Source organism: Clostridium akagii DSM 12554, from assembly GCF_000686725.1.
In the GTDB taxonomy this organism is placed as follows: domain Bacteria; phylum Bacillota; class Clostridia; order Clostridiales; family Clostridiaceae; genus Clostridium_I; species Clostridium_I akagii.
The window spans coordinates 1-17090 of the sequence record NZ_JMLK01000039.1 but is presented as its reverse complement, the minus strand read 5'-3'; the positions used below and the strand labels follow the sequence as shown (position 1 = coordinate 17090).

The window sequence follows — 17090 nt, the reverse complement described above, 5'->3', positions numbered from 1 at the left end:
GGTTAAAAATGAAAATTTCTATTATTAGATTTTAATTTTGAAATTATTCTAAAATACATTACAAAAATGAAAATTTTTTATTGTATTGACAAGTGGTTATATATAATATATAATAATCCTTGTTGCTTAGCAATGGCATGCCGAAGTGGCGGAACTGGCAGACGCACAGGACTTAAAATCCTGCGATGCTTAAACCATCGTACCGGTTCAATTCCGGTCTTCGGCACCATAATATCGCGGGGTGGAGCAGTTGGTAGCTCGTCGGGCTCATAACCCGAAGGTCGTAGGTTCAAGTCCTGCCCCCGCAACCAGATTTGGCGGAATAGCTCAGCTGGCTAGAGCATTCGGTTCATACCCGAAGGGTCGTAGGTTCAAGTCCTATTTCCGCTACCAGAGCTCATACATATGTATGGGCTCTTTGTGTTTTTTGTCCATTTATAAATATAGATGTTATATAGTACATAATATTGCTAAGAACTTCTCTTCTTACATCAAAGTAATATATATAAATTTAAAAAATGATGAATTGGTAAAACCTTTAGGGATAAATGTCCTAAAAAAAATTCCCCACGAATCAGTATGTGACAAATATTTCCAGAATATATTGATATAATAAATATAATTTATTTGTGGGGGGGATTTTACAATGCAATATAATTCAGAAGTATATACATATCGTAGAAATAGTAGAGATTCTAAAGAGAAAGAAGGCAGTAAGCTTTCATTAAATAGATTTGAAATTAAACTTATACTTTGTTTCATATTTTCATTACTTACAAGCAGGGTTATAATGATTAATTCAACTGCACCTTTTGGAATTGCTTTTTTGCTTTCGGTGATTACTAAGGGTAAAAAAACAGTGAAGTTTACATCCTTAGCTGGAAGTGTTATTGGATATCTAACATTGCAAAATATTTTGTCGGATTATTACGTATATATAATTACAGCTTTGGCTATAACGCTTATTAGCTTATTTTTAGAAAAATTATCTGATAGAAAAAAATCTATAATACTGTTTATGAATATAATATTTATGTTTATTTGTAGTGATTTAATTTTAAAAGCAACAAACATAAATATGTCTATTTTAATTTCCACTTTAGAAGTTTTATGTATCATACCTGTATATTATATTACTGATTATTCAATTAAATGTTTCAATAATATAAAAACAAAACATTTATTTACCAGTGAAGAAATTATAAGTATGATGGTAACCTTATCAATAGTTATTGCAGGGGCGCATGGAATTAAAATATATAATATAAGTTTTGCAAATGTTATTTTGCTATTAAGTATTATTATAATAAGTTATATAAATGGGTTCGCTGTGGGCGCAGCAAGCGGAGTAGTTGCAGGAATTATAATTGGCATGTCTACTAGCAATATGACCGGCTATGTAACCTGTTTTAGCGCATGTGGATTAATATGCGGAATATTTAGTAGCAATAAAAGTAAAAGTAACAGATGGACAACCGGCATTTTATTTAGCATGACATTTTTAATATTGGTTTTGCAGCAAAAAAATTTTAATAACTTAAACCCTTTAGAGGGAATTATAACATCTGGTATATTTTTTATTTTACCAAGTTCATTTTTGAACAAGCTAGAAGGAGAACTGAATTTAAAAAGAAAACAAAATATAATATCAGAAAATTATATTGACAAGATTAAAGGAATATTTATTAATCGATTGGATAATTTTTCTGATGTGCTAGTGAGTATGAGTGATATTTTAAATAATCTAGCCGATAATGAAAAATTGGCGTTGAAAACCAAGAGTAGTGGTATTGTAGAAAACCTTGCAGGTAGGGTATGCAATAGTTGTAATATGAAGAATATATGTTGGAAAAAAGAATTATATTATACTTATGCAGCTTTCGAAGAATTGATTTCAAATTATCAAGATCATAAAGAAAAAATACCAGAGGAAATAGAACGTAAATGCGTTAAAAAAAACTTGCTTTTGAAAAATACAGAGGAAATAGTAAATAATTATATAATTAATGAGATGTGGAGAATAAGATTAAGTCAAGGTAGAGAAATTTTAGCTAATCAAATTGATAACATAGCTGGTGGGGTTTTAGAAATAAATAGAGAATTTAATGATAGTGTAAACTTTAATTATAGAATTGAAAATAACATTGTGAGTATGTTAAATAAAAAAAGTATTAAATTTCATGATGTAATATGTTTAAACAATAGTGAAGATAGACTTATTGTAAAGATATCTATGAAGGCTTGTGGAGGAAGACAAGTCTGTGTCAAAGATATACTACCGTTAGTTAATGAGATATCTGAGAGATGCATGTGTGTATCGGATGAAGGATGTAAAATAGATCCTAAAACTGAACTTTGTAATATTGAATTTGAAGAAACACCAAAATACCATGTGGCTTCTTACGTAAGTAGGATGAACAGGTATGGGGAGAAGGAAAATGGTGATAGTTATAGTTTTGGAAAAATAAGTGATGAAAATTATATGATAATAATCAGTGATGGAATGGGTTCAGGAGCAAATGCAGTTCATGAAAGCAAGGCTACTGTGGATCTTATTGAAAAATTTGCTGTTTCAGGACTTAGTAGAGCTACTGCAATTAATTGTGTGAATTCCATAATGACACTTAAATTTAACGAAGATGAAAAATTTTCCACTGTAGATCTCTGCAATGTGGATTTGTATTCCGGCGAAGTAGCATTTACTAAAGTAGGGGGAGCTGCAAGTTTCATAAAGAGAAAAGATAGAGTGGAAGTTATTAATTCAAAAACATTACCTATTGGTGTCTTGGACAAGGTCGATATAGAAATAAGAAATAAGAAACTTAAAAATGGAGATATTATTGTTATGATAAGTGATGGTGTAACAGATTTTGATAACGATAATGCTGGAAAGACAAGTTGGATTGAAGAATATTTGAAAAATTGTCCTTCTAATAATCCAAAGCAGCTAGTAGAAGGACTTGTTAAAAAATCTGTGCAAATGGGTGGAGGAAAAGCAAAAGACGATATAACGGCTGTAGTTTCAAAGATTTATAGCTTGTATTAATTGAATGACTATTTACAAAATGTTATAATTAGTGTTTGGAATTTCATTTTAGGAAGTGTTGTTAGTGATTAAAAAAGTATTAAAGACTATAGAAGACAACAAAATGTTTGATAAGGGCGACAAAGTAATAGTTGCAGTTTCAGGTGGACCTGATTCCACGTGTTTACTAAAAGTATTATATGACCTTAGAGAAAACTTAGGTATATATATTTCTGTTGCACATTTAAATCATTGCTTAAGAGGTAAAGAAGCTGATAAGGATGAAGAATATGTAAAACAATTTTGCTCTAAACTGAATATAGATTTTTATAGCAAAAAAGTAGATGTAAATAGTCTTGCGAAAAAAAGAGGAATATCCTCTGAAATGGCAGGAAGATCTGCAAGATATGAATTTTTTCAGGAAATAAGGGAACAAACTCAGGGGAGTAAAATTGCAATTGCTCATAATGCAAATGATCAAGCTGAAACGATTTTAATGAGAATTATGAGAGGTACAGGTCTTACAGGGCTTATGGGAATAAGTCCTGTAAGAGATAGAATATACGTGAGACCACTAATTAAAGTTACTAGAGATGAAATAGAAGAGTATTGCATAAAAAATGAGTTGAATCCTAAAATAGATGCAACTAATTTTGAAAGTATATATGGAAGAAATAAAGTGAGATTAGAAATTATTCCATACATAAAGGAAAAGTTCAATACTGATATTGTGATGACTTTAAACAGGTTAAGTGATACATTAAGAGTTGACAATCAATATTTGGAAAGTATTTCTTTAGAAAAGTATAAATTATATTGTAAGGAAAAAGAAAAAAAGGTTACAATAAATAAAGAGGCATTTTCTCAGCCAGAAGCAATACTTACAAGAATTATTAGATTATCAATCTCCTATGTTAATGAAAGTACATATAATTTTGAAAAAAAACATATTTTTGATATAATAGACATACAAAAATATCACAGTACTGGTACAGTTTTATCCTTACCTAGTGGAATAGAAGCCTATAATAATTATGGGAATATTGATCTGTGTTCCAGCAAAGAATTGAGAAGTAAAGATATAACTGAATATGAACTGGAAATTGGGAAGAAAAATACTATTGTAAATGACAAGATTAAAGTCACGTTTAGAATTCTAAATAGTGATGAAGCTATTAATTTAAAAAATAATAAATTTATTAAGTATTTTAGTTATGATAACATGAAAGGTAAAATAACATTAAGGTATAGAAGAGATGGTGATAGGTTTAATCCTATTGGAATGAGTGGAACAAAAAAAATAAAAGATATATTTATGGATATGAAAATTGAAAAAGAACTTCGAGATAAGATACCTCTTATATGTTTTGACAGTGAAATTGCATGGATTACTGGATATGTGGTAAGTGACAAATTCAAAGTAAAAGAGGATACTAAAACGATACTAGAAATTAAATACGAAGGCGAGGAAGCATAATGAGGGAAGATATTAAAGAGGTAATTCTTACACAGAAGCAAATAATCGAGAAGACAAAGGAAATAGGAAAACAAATAAGTATTGATTACAAGGGAAAGGAACTTGTACTAGTTGGAATTTTAAAAGGCTCAGTGATGTTTCTTGCAGATTTAATGAAAGAGATAGATATACCTTGTACAATGGACTTTATGGCTGTTTCAAGTTATGGCAGTGCTACTGAGTCAACTGGTGTGGTTAAAATATTGAAGGATTTAGATTCTTCAATTAAGGGAGAGAATGTGTTAATAGTAGAGGATATAATTGATACTGGTGTAACTCTTTCATATCTAAAAAATTATTTAAAATCTCGAAATCCAAGTAGCATAGAGATTGTATCTTTGCTTAACAAACCAAGTAGAAGAAAAGCTGATGTAATGCCAAAGTATGTGGGATTTGATGTCCCTGATTATTTTCTTGTAGGTTATGGACTAGATTATGATGAAAAATACAGAAACTTACCATTTATAGGAAGTCTTAAAGAAGAAATTTATAAATAATTAAAATTTATATTATTGTAAACAAATATGCATTATGATACAATTTGAAAGTATTCATAAAGAGAGGGGGGCCAAAAGTGAAGAAAATATCAAATGCTACAATTTGGGTTGTAGTACTTATTGTAGTTGTTCTTACGGCGTTAACACTTACACAAGGCAATAAAACTAATAACAATATAACTTTTGATGTCTTTCAGAAAAAATATATAGCCAAAGAAATAAAGAGTTTTCAAGTGAAAGATGACGATATGACCATTGATGGTAAATACGCAGATGGAACAAGTTTCGAAACAGTAGCACCTGTGCAAAGACTTGTTCAATTCCTTGGAGAAAACCCTAATAAGGGTGATATTTCAGAATCATATACAGCACCTGTTAGTGTACCTATGTGGGTAAGTTGGTTACCAAGTATACTATCAATTTTATTGCTAGTAGTATTTTGGTTTGTATTTATGCAACAATCTCAGGGCGGTGCAGGTGGAAAAGGTGTAATGAGCTTTGGTAAAAGTAAAGCTAAAGTTTCATCACCGGATGAAAAGAAAAAAGTTACCTTTGGAGACGTGGCCGGCGCGGATGAAGAAAAACAAGAGTTATCTGAAATAGTTGACTTTTTAAAAGCTCCTAAAAGGTATTTAGATATTGGAGCAAGGATACCAAAAGGAATTTTACTTGTAGGACCACCAGGAACAGGTAAAACACTTTTAGCAAGAGCTGTATCAGGTGAAGCAGGAGTACCATTTTACAGTATATCTGGTTCGGATTTTGTTGAAATGTTCGTTGGAGTAGGTGCTTCAAGAGTAAGAGATCTTTTTGAACAGGCAAAAAAGACTTCTCCTTGCATAATATTTATTGATGAAATTGACGCGGTAGGTAGACAAAGAGGAGCAGGGCTTGGCGGTGGTCATGATGAAAGAGAACAAACATTGAACCAGCTACTAGTGGAGATGGACGGTTTTGGAATAAATGAAGGTATAATTATTTTGGCTGCTACTAATAGACCTGATATATTAGACAGAGCTTTATTAAGACCAGGTCGTTTTGATAGACAAATAATGGTTGGCGCTCCTGATGTAAAGGGTAGAGAAGATATACTTAAAGTTCATTCAAAGAATAAGCATTTAGAAGAAAACATAAAGTTAGATGTTCTAGCAAAAAGGACTCCTGGTTTTACAGGAGCTGATCTTGAAAATTTGATGAATGAAGCGGCATTATTATCAGTTAGAAAAAATAAAACTCTAATTGGGATGGATGAACTGGAAGAGGCAATAACAAGAATAATTGCAGGACCTGAAAAGCGAAGTAGGATAATAAGTGAAGAAGATAGAAGGCTTACAGCATTCCATGAAGCAGGTCATGCTGTAGTAATGAAACTTTTATCTACAGGTGCACCTGTGCATCAGATAAGTATTGTTCCAAGAGGTATGGCAGGTGGGTATACAATGAAATTACCAGATGATAGTTCATATATGTCAAAAACCAAGTTAGAAGATGAAATTGTAGGGCTTCTAGGTGGAAGAGTGGCTGAAAAACTTGTTATTGGTGATATAAGCACTGGTGCCAAAAGCGATATCGACAGAGCATCAAGTATTGCAAGAAAAATGATTATGGAATATGGTATGAGTGATAACCTTGGACCAATATCTTTTGGAACAGACCAGGATGAAGTGTTCCTAGGAAGAGATCTTGGAAAGTCTAGAAACTTCAGTGAAGAGGTTGGAGCGAAAATAGACATAGAAGTAAAGGGATTAATAGTTGACGCTTATAAGAAAGCAGAAACATTATTGTCTGATAACATGAATAAATTAAAATCTGTGGCTGAGGCTTTACTTGATAAAGAAAAGCTTGAAGCAGATGAATTTGAACAAATATTTGCAAACAGCTAAAAAAGGCAGGAATTAAATTTCCTGCTTTTTTTTTATAGTATTATCAATAGTAAAAATATATAATATTGTGATATAATATTTAATCGTAGAAGATCAAATATAAATGATAAAAAAGGGGCGTATTTAAATGAAATCTGATATTGAAATTGCACAAAGTGCTAAAATGGAACCTATTTATAAAATCGCTGAAAACATTGGGTTAAATGAAGACGATATAGATTTATATGGAAAATACAAATGCAAGGTTTCATTGGATGTTCTTAATGGTAAAAAAGATAAGGCGGATGGTAAACTTATACTTGTGACAGCAATAAATCCAACTCCAGCTGGGGAAGGAAAGTCAACAGTAACAGTAGGACTTGGAGATGCCTTAAAGAAAAAGAAAAAAAACGTTGTAATTGCATTAAGAGAGCCATCACTTGGACCAGTTTTTGGGATAAAAGGTGGAGCAGCTGGTGGTGGTTATGCTCAAGTTGTCCCTATGGAAGATATTAATTTGCATTTTACTGGAGATATGCATGCAATAACTTCTGCAAATAATTTGCTTTGTGCGGCAATTGACAATCATTTGCATCAAGGTAATTTACTAAAAATAGATCAGAGAAGAATAGTTTTTAAAAGGGTTATGGATATGAATGATAGATCACTAAGAGGAATAGTTGTAGGACTTGGTGGGAAAGTAAATGGTTTTCCTAGAGAAGATGGATTTATGATTACGGTGGCTTCTGAAATAATGGCAATACTTTGTCTTGCAAATAGTCTTACGGATCTTAAGGAAAGAATGGCGAAAATATTAGTTGCTTACGATTTGGATGGTAATCCTGTTTATTGCAATGATTTGAATGTACAGGGAGCAATGACATTACTTATGAAAGATGCCATAAGACCAAATCTTGTGCAGACTTTAGAAAATACTCCAGCAATAATACATGGTGGACCATTTGCTAATATTGCCCATGGTTGTAATAGCTTAATAGCTACAAAAACAGCATTGAAGCTTTCTGATTATACCGTAACGGAAGCAGGTTTTGGTGCGGATCTTGGAGCAGAAAAGTTTTTTGATATAAAATGTAGGTATGGAAAACTGAATCCAGATTGTACCGTCATAGTTGCCACTGTTAGAGCATTAAAACATCACGGTGGAGTTAAAAAGGATGTTTTAAGTGTTCCTAATATAGATGCACTTTCAAAAGGCATAGAAAATTTAGGCAAGCAAATAGAAAATATTAAAAAATATGGAGTGCCTGTTGTAGTTGCTATAAATAAATTTTTGACAGACAGTGACGAAGAGTTGAAGTTTATTGAACACTATTGTAACAAATTAGGAGTAAAAGCATCACTTACTGAAGTATGGGAAAAAGGTTCAGAAGGTGGAATTGATCTTGCGGATAAAGTTCTCGAGGCTATAGATAAACAAGTAAGTAATTTTAAAGTTTTATATGATGAAAAGCTAATGATAAAAGAAAAATTGGATATAATAGCAAAAGAGATTTATGGTGCAGATGGAGTTACATATATAGCAGCAGCAGAAAAACAAATTGCAGAACTAGAAAAATTTAAATTAGATAAATTACCAATATGTATAGCTAAGACTCAATATTCACTTTCTGATAATCCATCTTTACTTGGTAGACCCAGCAATTTTAAAATAACTGTTAGAGAAGTGAGAGTATCAAATGGAGCAGGATTCATTGTTGCTTTAACTGGAAATGTTATGACAATGCCAGGTCTCCCTAAAAAGCCAGCAGCAGAGAGAATGGATATCAATGAGGACGGTTCAATAGTAGGATTATTTTAAACACTTGACCAAATAATATTAAATTGTTAAAATGAAGCTATTGAATTTTTAGACTTTATATGAGGAGTGGCTTTTTAAATAAGCCGCTCTTATAATTTAAGGGGTGTATTACTGTGATTTTAGTTCTAGATGTAGGTAACACTAACATCGTAATAGGTGTTTATGATAATAGAGAGCTTTTAACTGAATGGAGACTTTCAACTCAAATGATAAGGTCTGCAGATGAATATGGCATACAATTCGTTAATTTGTTTTCACTGGCGAATATTGATAAGGATCAAATTGAAGGGGTAATAATGTCTTCAGTTGTACCAACTATAATGTATTCATTAGAACATATGATTAGAAAATATTTCAAACTAGATCCTCTAGTTGTTGGCCCGGGAGTTAAAACCGGTATAAATGTTAAGTATGATAACCCGAGGGAAGTTGGTGCAGATAGAATTGTCAACGCAGTAGCAGCTCATGAAATATATAATAAGAGTTTAATTATAATTGATTTTGGTACCGCAACAACATTCTGCGCCGTGAGAAAGAATGGAGATTACCTTGGTGGAGCAATTTGCCCGGGTATAAAGATATCATCAGACGCACTTTTTCAAAAGGCAGCTAAGCTTCCAAGAGTTGAATTACTAAGACCATCGGAAATAATCTGTAAAAACACAGTGACAAGTATGCAAGCAGGAATTGTATATGGGTACATAGGTCAAGTGGATTATATTGTTGAGAAAATGAGAAATGAGATGGAAGCTCTAGGTGAAGAAGATATACTTGTTGTCACAACTGGCGGGCTTGCAAAATTAATTAGTGAAGAGTCTAAAAATGTAGATATAGTGAATCCATTTTTAACATTAGAGGGGCTTAGAATTATATATGAGAAAAATAAAAAGTAGGTGTTTTGGTGAAAATATCAAATCTAGAATTCTCAAATAATGTTTTTCTTGCACCTATGGCGGGAGTAACAGATATTATATATAGAGGTATCTGCAAGGAAATGGGATGTGGGCTTGTATACACTGAAATGGTGAGTTCTAAAGCACTTTATTATGGAAGTGAAAATACCAAAGAATTGTTAAAGGTTTCAAAAAAAGAAGTGCCCGTAGCAGTGCAAATCTTTGGTAGCGAACCTTTGATAATGAGCGAAGCCTGTGATCACTTTAATGATAACAGTGAAATATGCTTAATAGATATAAACATGGGGTGCCCGGCGCCGAAGATAGTTAAAAATGGTGATGGTTCAGCTTTAATGAAAAATCCCAAATTGGCTTCTGAAATAGTAAAAGCGGTTAAAGGAGCTTCAAACAAACCAGTTACAGTGAAATTTAGAAAAGGGTTTGATCATGATAATATTAATGCTGTGGATTTTGCAAAGGTAATAGAGGCAGCTGGGGCAGATGCTATAACTATACATGGCAGAACAAAAGAACAAATGTATGAGGGAAAAGCAGATTGGGATATAATAAGACAAGTAAAAGAAGCAGTGAAAATCCCTGTGATAGGAAATGGGGATGTTTTTTGTGCAGAAGATGCAGTTAATTTAACAAGGCAGACTGGGTGCGATGGAATAATGATTGCCAGAGGCGCACAAGGTAATCCTTGGATATTTAAGCAAATAAACCAGATTTTACGTGGTGAAGAAGTGACATTGCCAACACCTGCAGAAAAAATAGTAGTAGCAATAAATCACTTAGAGCAAGCTGTAGAATACTATGGAGAAAATAGAGCTGTAAGAGAAATGAGAAAACATATTTCATGGTATTTGAAAGGGATAAAGAATTCTACCAATATTAAAGATAAGATAAATCGTGAAACAGATAGTATTAGAGTAATAGAAATATTATTAAAATATAAAGAAGATCTAGTAGAGCTATAAAAAATACATGTTATTAAATATATATAGATAGAATAGAATTAGATAGAAAAGTAAATTTGTAGCTGTTTTAGTAGAAAATGTTGACAACCTAAATATGCTGTTTTATAATTACTAAAATAACTACATATAAAAAATAAGTGGTGTTTATTTTTTATTCAACCATATTATACCTTTGGCACATAGGTATCTTTAATAAAATAACGAATTTACACCTATATATATTATTAAGGGTATCTCATACAAAATCAGAAGGGGAGAAATAAAATGAGCGAAGCAAAAAAATATGTTATGACTTATGAGGGAGTTAAAAAATTAGAGGATGAATTAAGTTTTCTAAAAACAACTAAGAGAAAGGAAGTTACAGCTAAAATAAAGGTAGCTCTTTCTTTTGGAGATTTAAGCGAAAACTCTGAATATGATGAAGCTAAAAACGATCAAGCATTTTTAGAAGGAAGAATTATACAACTTGAGAATATGTTAAAAAATGCATCAATAGTAGACGAATCAGAAATACCAAAAGATATAATTAATATAGGTTCACTAGTTAAAGTAAAAGACTTTGAGTTTGATGAAGAAATTGAATTCTTAATTGTAGGATCTGCAGAAGCTGATCCTATAGCTAATAAAATTTCTAATGAATCCCCAGTTGGAAGCGCATTGATGGGCAAAAAGGTTGGAAAAATAGTAGAAGTACAAGTTCCTGATGGGATAAATAAGTATGAAATTTTGAGTATAAATCGACCATAATTTGGAGGAGTAAAAATGTCTAATGAAGAAAAGCAATTAACAAAGGAAGAGATAAAGGCTAAAAAGCTTGAAGCTAAGGCTGAAAGAGAAATGAATGATTTGCTTAAAGAAAGAAGACAAAAACTTTTTGATCTTCAAGAACAAGGCAAAGATCCATTTGATGTTTATAAAGTTAATAGAACACATACATCAATTCAAGTAGAGGAAAATTATGATGATCTTGAAGGTAAAGATGTTACTGTAGCAGGAAGGCTTATATCTAAAAGGGTTCATGGTAAAGCTGGATTTTCTGATGTTCATGATAGATATGGTAAAATTCAACTATATATAAAAATTGACGATATAGGAGAAGAAAAATTCAAATTTTATAAGACATTTGATATAGGTGATTTTGTATCAATAACGGGAAGAGTATTCAAGACTATGACTGGTGAAGTCACCATACATATTACAGACTTTGAGCTATTAACGAAGTCTTTACAACCTCTTCCGGAGAAATTTCATGGATTAAAGGATCCTGATTTAAGATACAGACAGAGATATGTGGATCTTATAATCAATCCTGAGGTTAGAGATACATTTTTTAAGAGAACAGCTATTATTAAGGCAATCAGAGAATTTTTAGATAATAAACAATATATTGAAGTTGAGACTCCAATATTATCACCAATAGCTGGAGGGGCATCAGCAAAACCCTTTGAAACACATCATAATGCATTAGATATAGATATGTATCTTAGAATAGCTACAGAATTATATTTAAAGAGACTTATAGTTGGTGGGTTTGAAAAGGTATATGAAATAGGTAAAGTTTTTAGGAATGAAGGTATTGACATAAGACATAATCCTGAATTTACTATGATTGAATTATATGAAGCCTATAGTGATTATAATGATATGATGGAAATTACTGAAAATATGGTTGCACATGTTTGTGAAAAGGTACTTGGAACTACAACAGTAGTATATGAAGAAACTGAAATTAGTTTTGCACCACCATGGAAAAGAATCACTATGATTGATGCAGTAAAACAATATTCAGGTGTTGATTTTAACCAAGTTAATTCAGATGATGAGGCAAGAGTTTTAGCTAAAGATAATAATATACAACTTAAAAAGAAATTAGAGGACTGCACTAAGGGAGATATATTAAATGAATTCTTTGAATCTTTTGTAGAAGACAAATTGATTCAACCTACGTTTATATATGATTATCCAGTTGAAATATCACCACTTACTAAAAAGAAGAGAGGTAACGAGAATTTCACTGAAAGATTTGAAGGTTTTGTATATGGTAGAGAATTATGTAATGCATATTCAGAATTAAACGATCCAATTGTGCAGAGGGCGAGATTTATGCAACAATTAAAAGAACGAGAGCTAGGCGATGATGAAGCTTACATGATGGATGAAGATTTCCTTAATTCATTAGAAATAGGTATGCCTCCAACAGGTGGTATGGGAATGGGTGTAGATAGACTTGTAATGTTATTAACAAATTCACGTTCTATAAGAGATGTACTATTATTCCCAACAATGAAACCATTAGCATAGATAAGAATACAAGAATAAGAAAAGCTGGAGATTTTTTAATCTCTAGCTTTTCTTATAAAAATGAAAAAAAAGCTTGCATATTTCATACTATCTGATATAATTATATATGTAATCATTCTGCGATAGCTCAACGGTGGAGCACTCGGCTGTTAACCGATAGGTTGAAGGTTCAAATCCTTTTCGCAGAGCCATTTTTATTTTTTGTGTATGATTATAACCAATATGTATTTAATTAAAATAAAATAGATTAACACAATGATAGAGAAGAGTAATATTAAAAGTTTTAAAGAAAGGTCGTGTATGTTGAAAACGGCTATGCTTTTATAATGAAGGGAACTCTTGAGTGTAAGAAGGATAAAGCAGGGCTAATGTCAATAAGGGTGGAACCGCGGAAGTTAATCTTTCGTCCCTTAGAGGTGTTAGTCTTTTTTTTATATAAAAATATATAGGAGGTCGAATTAATATGGCTATTGAAAAAACTATGGATAAGATTGTAGCACTTGCTAAAAATAGAGGTTTTGTATTTCAAGGGTCTGAGATCTACGGAGGTCTTGCAAATTCTTGGGATTATGGTCCATTAGGTGTTGAATTAAAAAATAATATAAAAAAGCTTTGGTGGAAAAAATTTATACAAGAAACCCCTTATAACGTAGGTATTGATAGTGCAATACTTATGAATAAGGAAGTTTGGGCAGCTACTGGTCATATAGGTGGATTTTCAGACCCTCTTATGGATTGTAAAGAATGTAAAACAAGATATAGGGCTGATAAGCTAATTGAAGATCATATGACAGAACAAGGTATGGAAATAGCTAGTGCTGATGGTTGGTCTAATGAAAAATTAAAGCAATATATTGATGATAATCATATAGACTGCCCTAGTTGTGGAAAACACAATTTTACAGATATAAGAAACTTTAATTTGATGTTCAAAACATTTCAGGGTGTAACAGAAGACGCAAAGGCAGAAGTATATTTGAGACCAGAAACAGCACAAGGCATATTTGTTAATTTTAAAAGTGTTCAAAGAACTTCAAGAAAAAAAATACCTTTTGGAATAGGTCAAATAGGAAAATCTTTTAGAAATGAAATAACACCAGGAAATTTCATTTTTAGAATAAGAGAATTTGAACAAATGGAACTTGAATTTTTCTGTAAGCCAGGAACTGATTTAGAATGGTTTGAATATTGGAGAGACTATTGTTTTAATTTCCTTCTTAAAATTGGAGTAGATAAAGATAGTGTAAGAAAAAGAAACCATGAAAAAGAAGAATTGAGTTTTTATAGTAAAGCAACCTGTGATATTGAGTATAAATTTCCATTTGGTTGGGGAGAGTTGTGGGGAATAGCAGATAGAACTGATTATGACCTAAAAAAGCACATTGAGCATTCAGGACATGATTTGAATTATATTGACCCAATAACTAATGAAAAATATGTACCATATGTAATAGAACCTTCACTTGGAGCTGATAGAGTTACACTTGCACTACTTGTAGATGCATATGATGAGGAAAAACTGGACAATGATGAAGTAAGGACGGTACTACATTTCCATCCTACTATAGCACCGTTTAAAGCAGCTGTGCTTCCATTAAGTAAAAAGCTTTCAGAAAAAGCTCTTGATGTATACAGTAAATTAAGCAAGAATTTCAATGTTGATTATGATGAAGCTAGTAGTATTGGAAAAAGATATAGAAGAGAAGACGAAATAGGAACACCATACTGTATAACAGTTGATTTTGACACTATAGAAGATGATACTGTCACTATTAGAGATAGGGATACAATGGATCAAATAAGAATTAAAATAGATGAATTAGAAAAGTTTTTGGCAGATAAACTAGAAGTTTAAAAAATAGATATAATGGACTACAGTCCATTATATCTATTTTTTTACAAAAACGAATAGCCGGATAATCATCCGGCTATTCTAGGGTTTAATCATGGGGATATGTTATATGTTCAATTAAAACTTGGGGAATTATATTAATGTTTTCCTTACGGCACAAACTCAGTATATCATAATAGGGCAATATTTTGCAATACTCTACATAAAAGTTTTAAAATAAAATATATTTCAACAATTTTCATACCAAAAGGGCGTGTTTATTATTTCATTTAAAGTGATATAATTAATAAATGGAACAATATTAATAATTTATTTTATATACATATTAATATAGGAGGGGAAATATGAAGAAGGATTTTAGTGAATTTAAAAGTTATATAAAGGATAAAAAAACAGCTGTAGTTGGTATTGGAATAAGTAATAGACCGTTAATTAAATACCTTGTAAAATTAGGAGCAGAGGTCTGGGCTTTCGATAAAAAGAGCAGAACAGAAATTGGAGATACTGCTGAAGAATTAGAGGGATTAGGTGTAAAACTGGTAGTTGGGGAAAAATATTTAGAATCTTTACATGGATATCAGGTTATATTTAAAACTCCATCAATGAGAATAGATAGTCCTGTATTTTTAAAAGCTAGACAAGAAGGCACATATATAACTTCTGAAATGGAGGAATTCGTGAAATATTGTCCAGCAAAAATCATAGGAGTAACGGGAAGCGATGGTAAAACTACTACAACGACACTAATATACAACATATTAAAAGAAGAAGGTTATAAAACCTGGGTTGGTGGAAATATAGGTGCACCATTGTTTTCTAACATAGAAGAGATAGGCAAAGATGATAGGGTGGTTTTAGAACTATCAAGTTTTCAACTTATGACAATGAATGTCTCTCCTGAAATTGCAATTATAACTAATTTAAGTCCAAATCATTTAGATATGCATAAGGATATGAATGAATATGTAAATGCTAAAAAAAATATATTTAGATTTCAAAATAAATGCGACACAACTATAATAAATAGAGATAATTGTTTAACTGATGCCATAAAGAATGAAACAATAGGAAAGGTAATGGGCTTTAGTAGAAAACAAAAAATTGAAAATGGGGCATATTACAAAGATGGAAACTTATATATATTAAATAAGTTTGTATGCACTAAAGAGGATATAGTAATAAAGGGAATGCATAATGTGGAAAATTATCTTGCTGCTTTTTGTGCTACGGCTTATGATGCAAGCGTAAATAGTATGAAAAAAGTTGCAACCACTTTTCCAGGTGTTGAGCATAGGTCTGAGTTTATAAGAGAAATAAATGGAGTAAAATATTATAATGATTCAATAGCATCAAGTCCAACTAGAACTTTAGCAAGTATAAGTGCTTTTGAAAAGCCAATTATTTTAATTGCAGGGGGTTATGATAAAAATATTCCATTTGAACCATTAGCTGAAGAAGGTTATACAATGATAAAGAAAATAATACTTCTAGGAAATACAGCAAATAAAATTGAAAATGTTTTTAGCAAAGTTATAAAAGAAAAAAATATAAAATTACCTATTTTCAAAGTATCAAGTTTAAAAGAAGCGGTAGAAGTTGCAAGAAAAGAATCTACTGCTGGAGATATAGTAACACTTTCACCATCATGTGCTAGTTTTGATATGTTTGCTAACTTTGAAGTCAGAGGAAATAAATTTAAAGAAATAATATCCAGTATCAAATAAAAAGATTAGTTGTGTTAAGTTAAAAAATAGCAGAAAGAAGGGTGTAGCCTTGGTTACTGAAGGTTACACTTCTAACCATAAATAGTTTAATGTTATTATACTAAAATAATAAATAAAAACAGTTGACAAAATAAAACAAACCATATATAATTAATCACTGTAGTAGCATTTTAAGTGAACAGCTATTACAAGAGAAATATTTAGCTGAACTTGGTATTTCTATAAAATTAAATCTGGTAATAATGGCTTAGAGGTAACACCCGTTCCCATTCCGAACACGAAGGTTAAGCTCTAAAGCGCTGATGGTACTGCAGGGGTAGCCCGGTGGAAGAGTAAGTCGTTGCCAGGTAAGAATGGATCTTTAGCTCAGTTGGTTAGAGCAACCGGCTCATAACCGGTCGGTCTGGGGTTCGAGTCCCTGAAGGTCCACCATATGGGGGTATAGCTCAGTTGGGAGAGCATCTGCCTTGCACGCAGAGGGTCAAGAGTTCGAATCTCTTTACCTCCACCAAAAAGAAAATACTACCTCACAATGAAAATTGTTTTTATTGTGAGGTAGTATTTTTATTTTTGTTTTAATTTAATAGATTTGTTACCTTATCATAAAAACACCACTACCTT

The 17090-nt window shown here is 31.6% G+C and carries 11 protein-coding genes, 6 tRNA genes and 1 rRNA gene; all 18 read left to right on the top strand.

The window, feature by feature from the left end:
- Positions 1 to 139: 139 nt before the first annotated feature.
- The 18 genes from BR66_RS0114865 (at position 140) to BR66_RS0114780 (ending at position 16980) form a co-directional block, all read left to right on the top strand.
- A tRNA-Leu gene (locus BR66_RS0114865) sits at positions 140 to 229 on the top strand.
- 6 nt (positions 230 to 235) lie between these two features.
- Positions 236 to 311, top strand: a tRNA-Met gene (locus BR66_RS0114860).
- A 5-nt stretch (positions 312 to 316) separates the two neighbouring features.
- Positions 317 to 393: transfer RNA gene (locus BR66_RS0114855), tRNA-Met, on the top strand.
- Between the two features lie 253 nt (positions 394 to 646).
- On the top strand, positions 647 to 3046 hold the full coding sequence (spoIIE, locus tag BR66_RS0114850; RefSeq protein WP_026883615.1) for a stage II sporulation protein E: 2400 nt from the start codon (positions 647 to 649) through the stop codon (positions 3044 to 3046).
- A gap of 64 nt (positions 3047 to 3110) precedes the next feature.
- Positions 3111 to 4502, top strand: a complete 1392-nt coding sequence (gene tilS, locus BR66_RS0114845) for a tRNA lysidine(34) synthetase TilS (RefSeq protein ID WP_026883614.1) — start codon at positions 3111 to 3113, stop codon at positions 4500 to 4502.
- Complete coding sequence (gene hpt, locus BR66_RS0114840) at positions 4502 to 5038, top strand: hypoxanthine phosphoribosyltransferase (RefSeq protein ID WP_026883613.1); 537 nt, start codon at positions 4502 to 4504, stop codon at positions 5036 to 5038. Before tilS ends, hpt begins: the two co-directional genes overlap by 1 nt.
- A 77-nt stretch (positions 5039 to 5115) precedes the next feature.
- On the top strand, positions 5116 to 6921 hold the full coding sequence (ftsH, locus tag BR66_RS0114835) for an ATP-dependent zinc metalloprotease FtsH (RefSeq protein WP_026883612.1): 1806 nt from the start codon (positions 5116 to 5118) through the stop codon (positions 6919 to 6921).
- A gap of 127 nt (positions 6922 to 7048) precedes the next feature.
- Entirely contained in the window at positions 7049 to 8719 is a 1671-nt protein-coding gene (locus tag BR66_RS0114830) for a formate--tetrahydrofolate ligase (RefSeq protein ID WP_026883611.1), read from the top strand.
- A 113-nt stretch (positions 8720 to 8832) separates the two neighbouring features.
- A complete protein-coding gene (locus tag BR66_RS0114825; protein WP_026883610.1) occupies positions 8833 to 9612 on the top strand; it encodes a type III pantothenate kinase in 780 nt (259 codons plus the stop codon).
- Positions 9613 to 9620: 8 nt separating this feature from the next.
- The gene (gene dusB, locus BR66_RS0114820) at positions 9621 to 10592 is read left to right on the top strand and encodes a tRNA dihydrouridine synthase DusB (RefSeq protein ID WP_026883609.1); all 972 of its coding nucleotides are present in this window, start codon (positions 9621 to 9623) and stop codon (positions 10590 to 10592) included.
- A 264-nt stretch (positions 10593 to 10856) separates the two neighbouring features.
- Positions 10857 to 11339 carry a transcription elongation factor GreA gene (gene greA / locus BR66_RS0114815; RefSeq protein ID WP_026883608.1) on the top strand — a complete coding sequence of 161 codons (483 nt, stop codon included), beginning with the start codon at positions 10857 to 10859 and terminating at the stop codon, positions 11337 to 11339.
- Positions 11340 to 11354: 15 nt separating this feature from the next.
- Complete coding sequence (gene lysS, locus BR66_RS0114810) at positions 11355 to 12893, top strand: lysine--tRNA ligase (protein ID WP_026883607.1); 1539 nt, start codon at positions 11355 to 11357, stop codon at positions 12891 to 12893.
- A gap of 116 nt (positions 12894 to 13009) precedes the next feature.
- Positions 13010 to 13084 (top strand) — tRNA-Asn (locus BR66_RS0114805).
- A 272-nt stretch (positions 13085 to 13356) separates the two neighbouring features.
- The gene (locus BR66_RS0114800) at positions 13357 to 14748 is read left to right on the top strand and encodes a glycine--tRNA ligase (RefSeq protein ID WP_026883606.1); all 1392 of its coding nucleotides are present in this window, start codon (positions 13357 to 13359) and stop codon (positions 14746 to 14748) included.
- 341 nt (positions 14749 to 15089) lie between these two features.
- The gene (gene murD / locus BR66_RS0114795; RefSeq protein WP_026883605.1) at positions 15090 to 16469 is read left to right on the top strand and encodes a UDP-N-acetylmuramoyl-L-alanine--D-glutamate ligase; all 1380 of its coding nucleotides are present in this window, start codon (positions 15090 to 15092) and stop codon (positions 16467 to 16469) included.
- A 232-nt stretch (positions 16470 to 16701) separates the two neighbouring features.
- Positions 16702 to 16818 (top strand): 5S ribosomal RNA (gene rrf, locus BR66_RS0114790).
- 6 nt (positions 16819 to 16824) lie between these two features.
- A tRNA-Ile gene (locus BR66_RS0114785) sits at positions 16825 to 16901 on the top strand.
- A gap of 3 nt (positions 16902 to 16904) precedes the next feature.
- Positions 16905 to 16980 (top strand) — tRNA-Ala (locus BR66_RS0114780).
- Positions 16981 to 17090 lie beyond the last annotated feature (110 nt).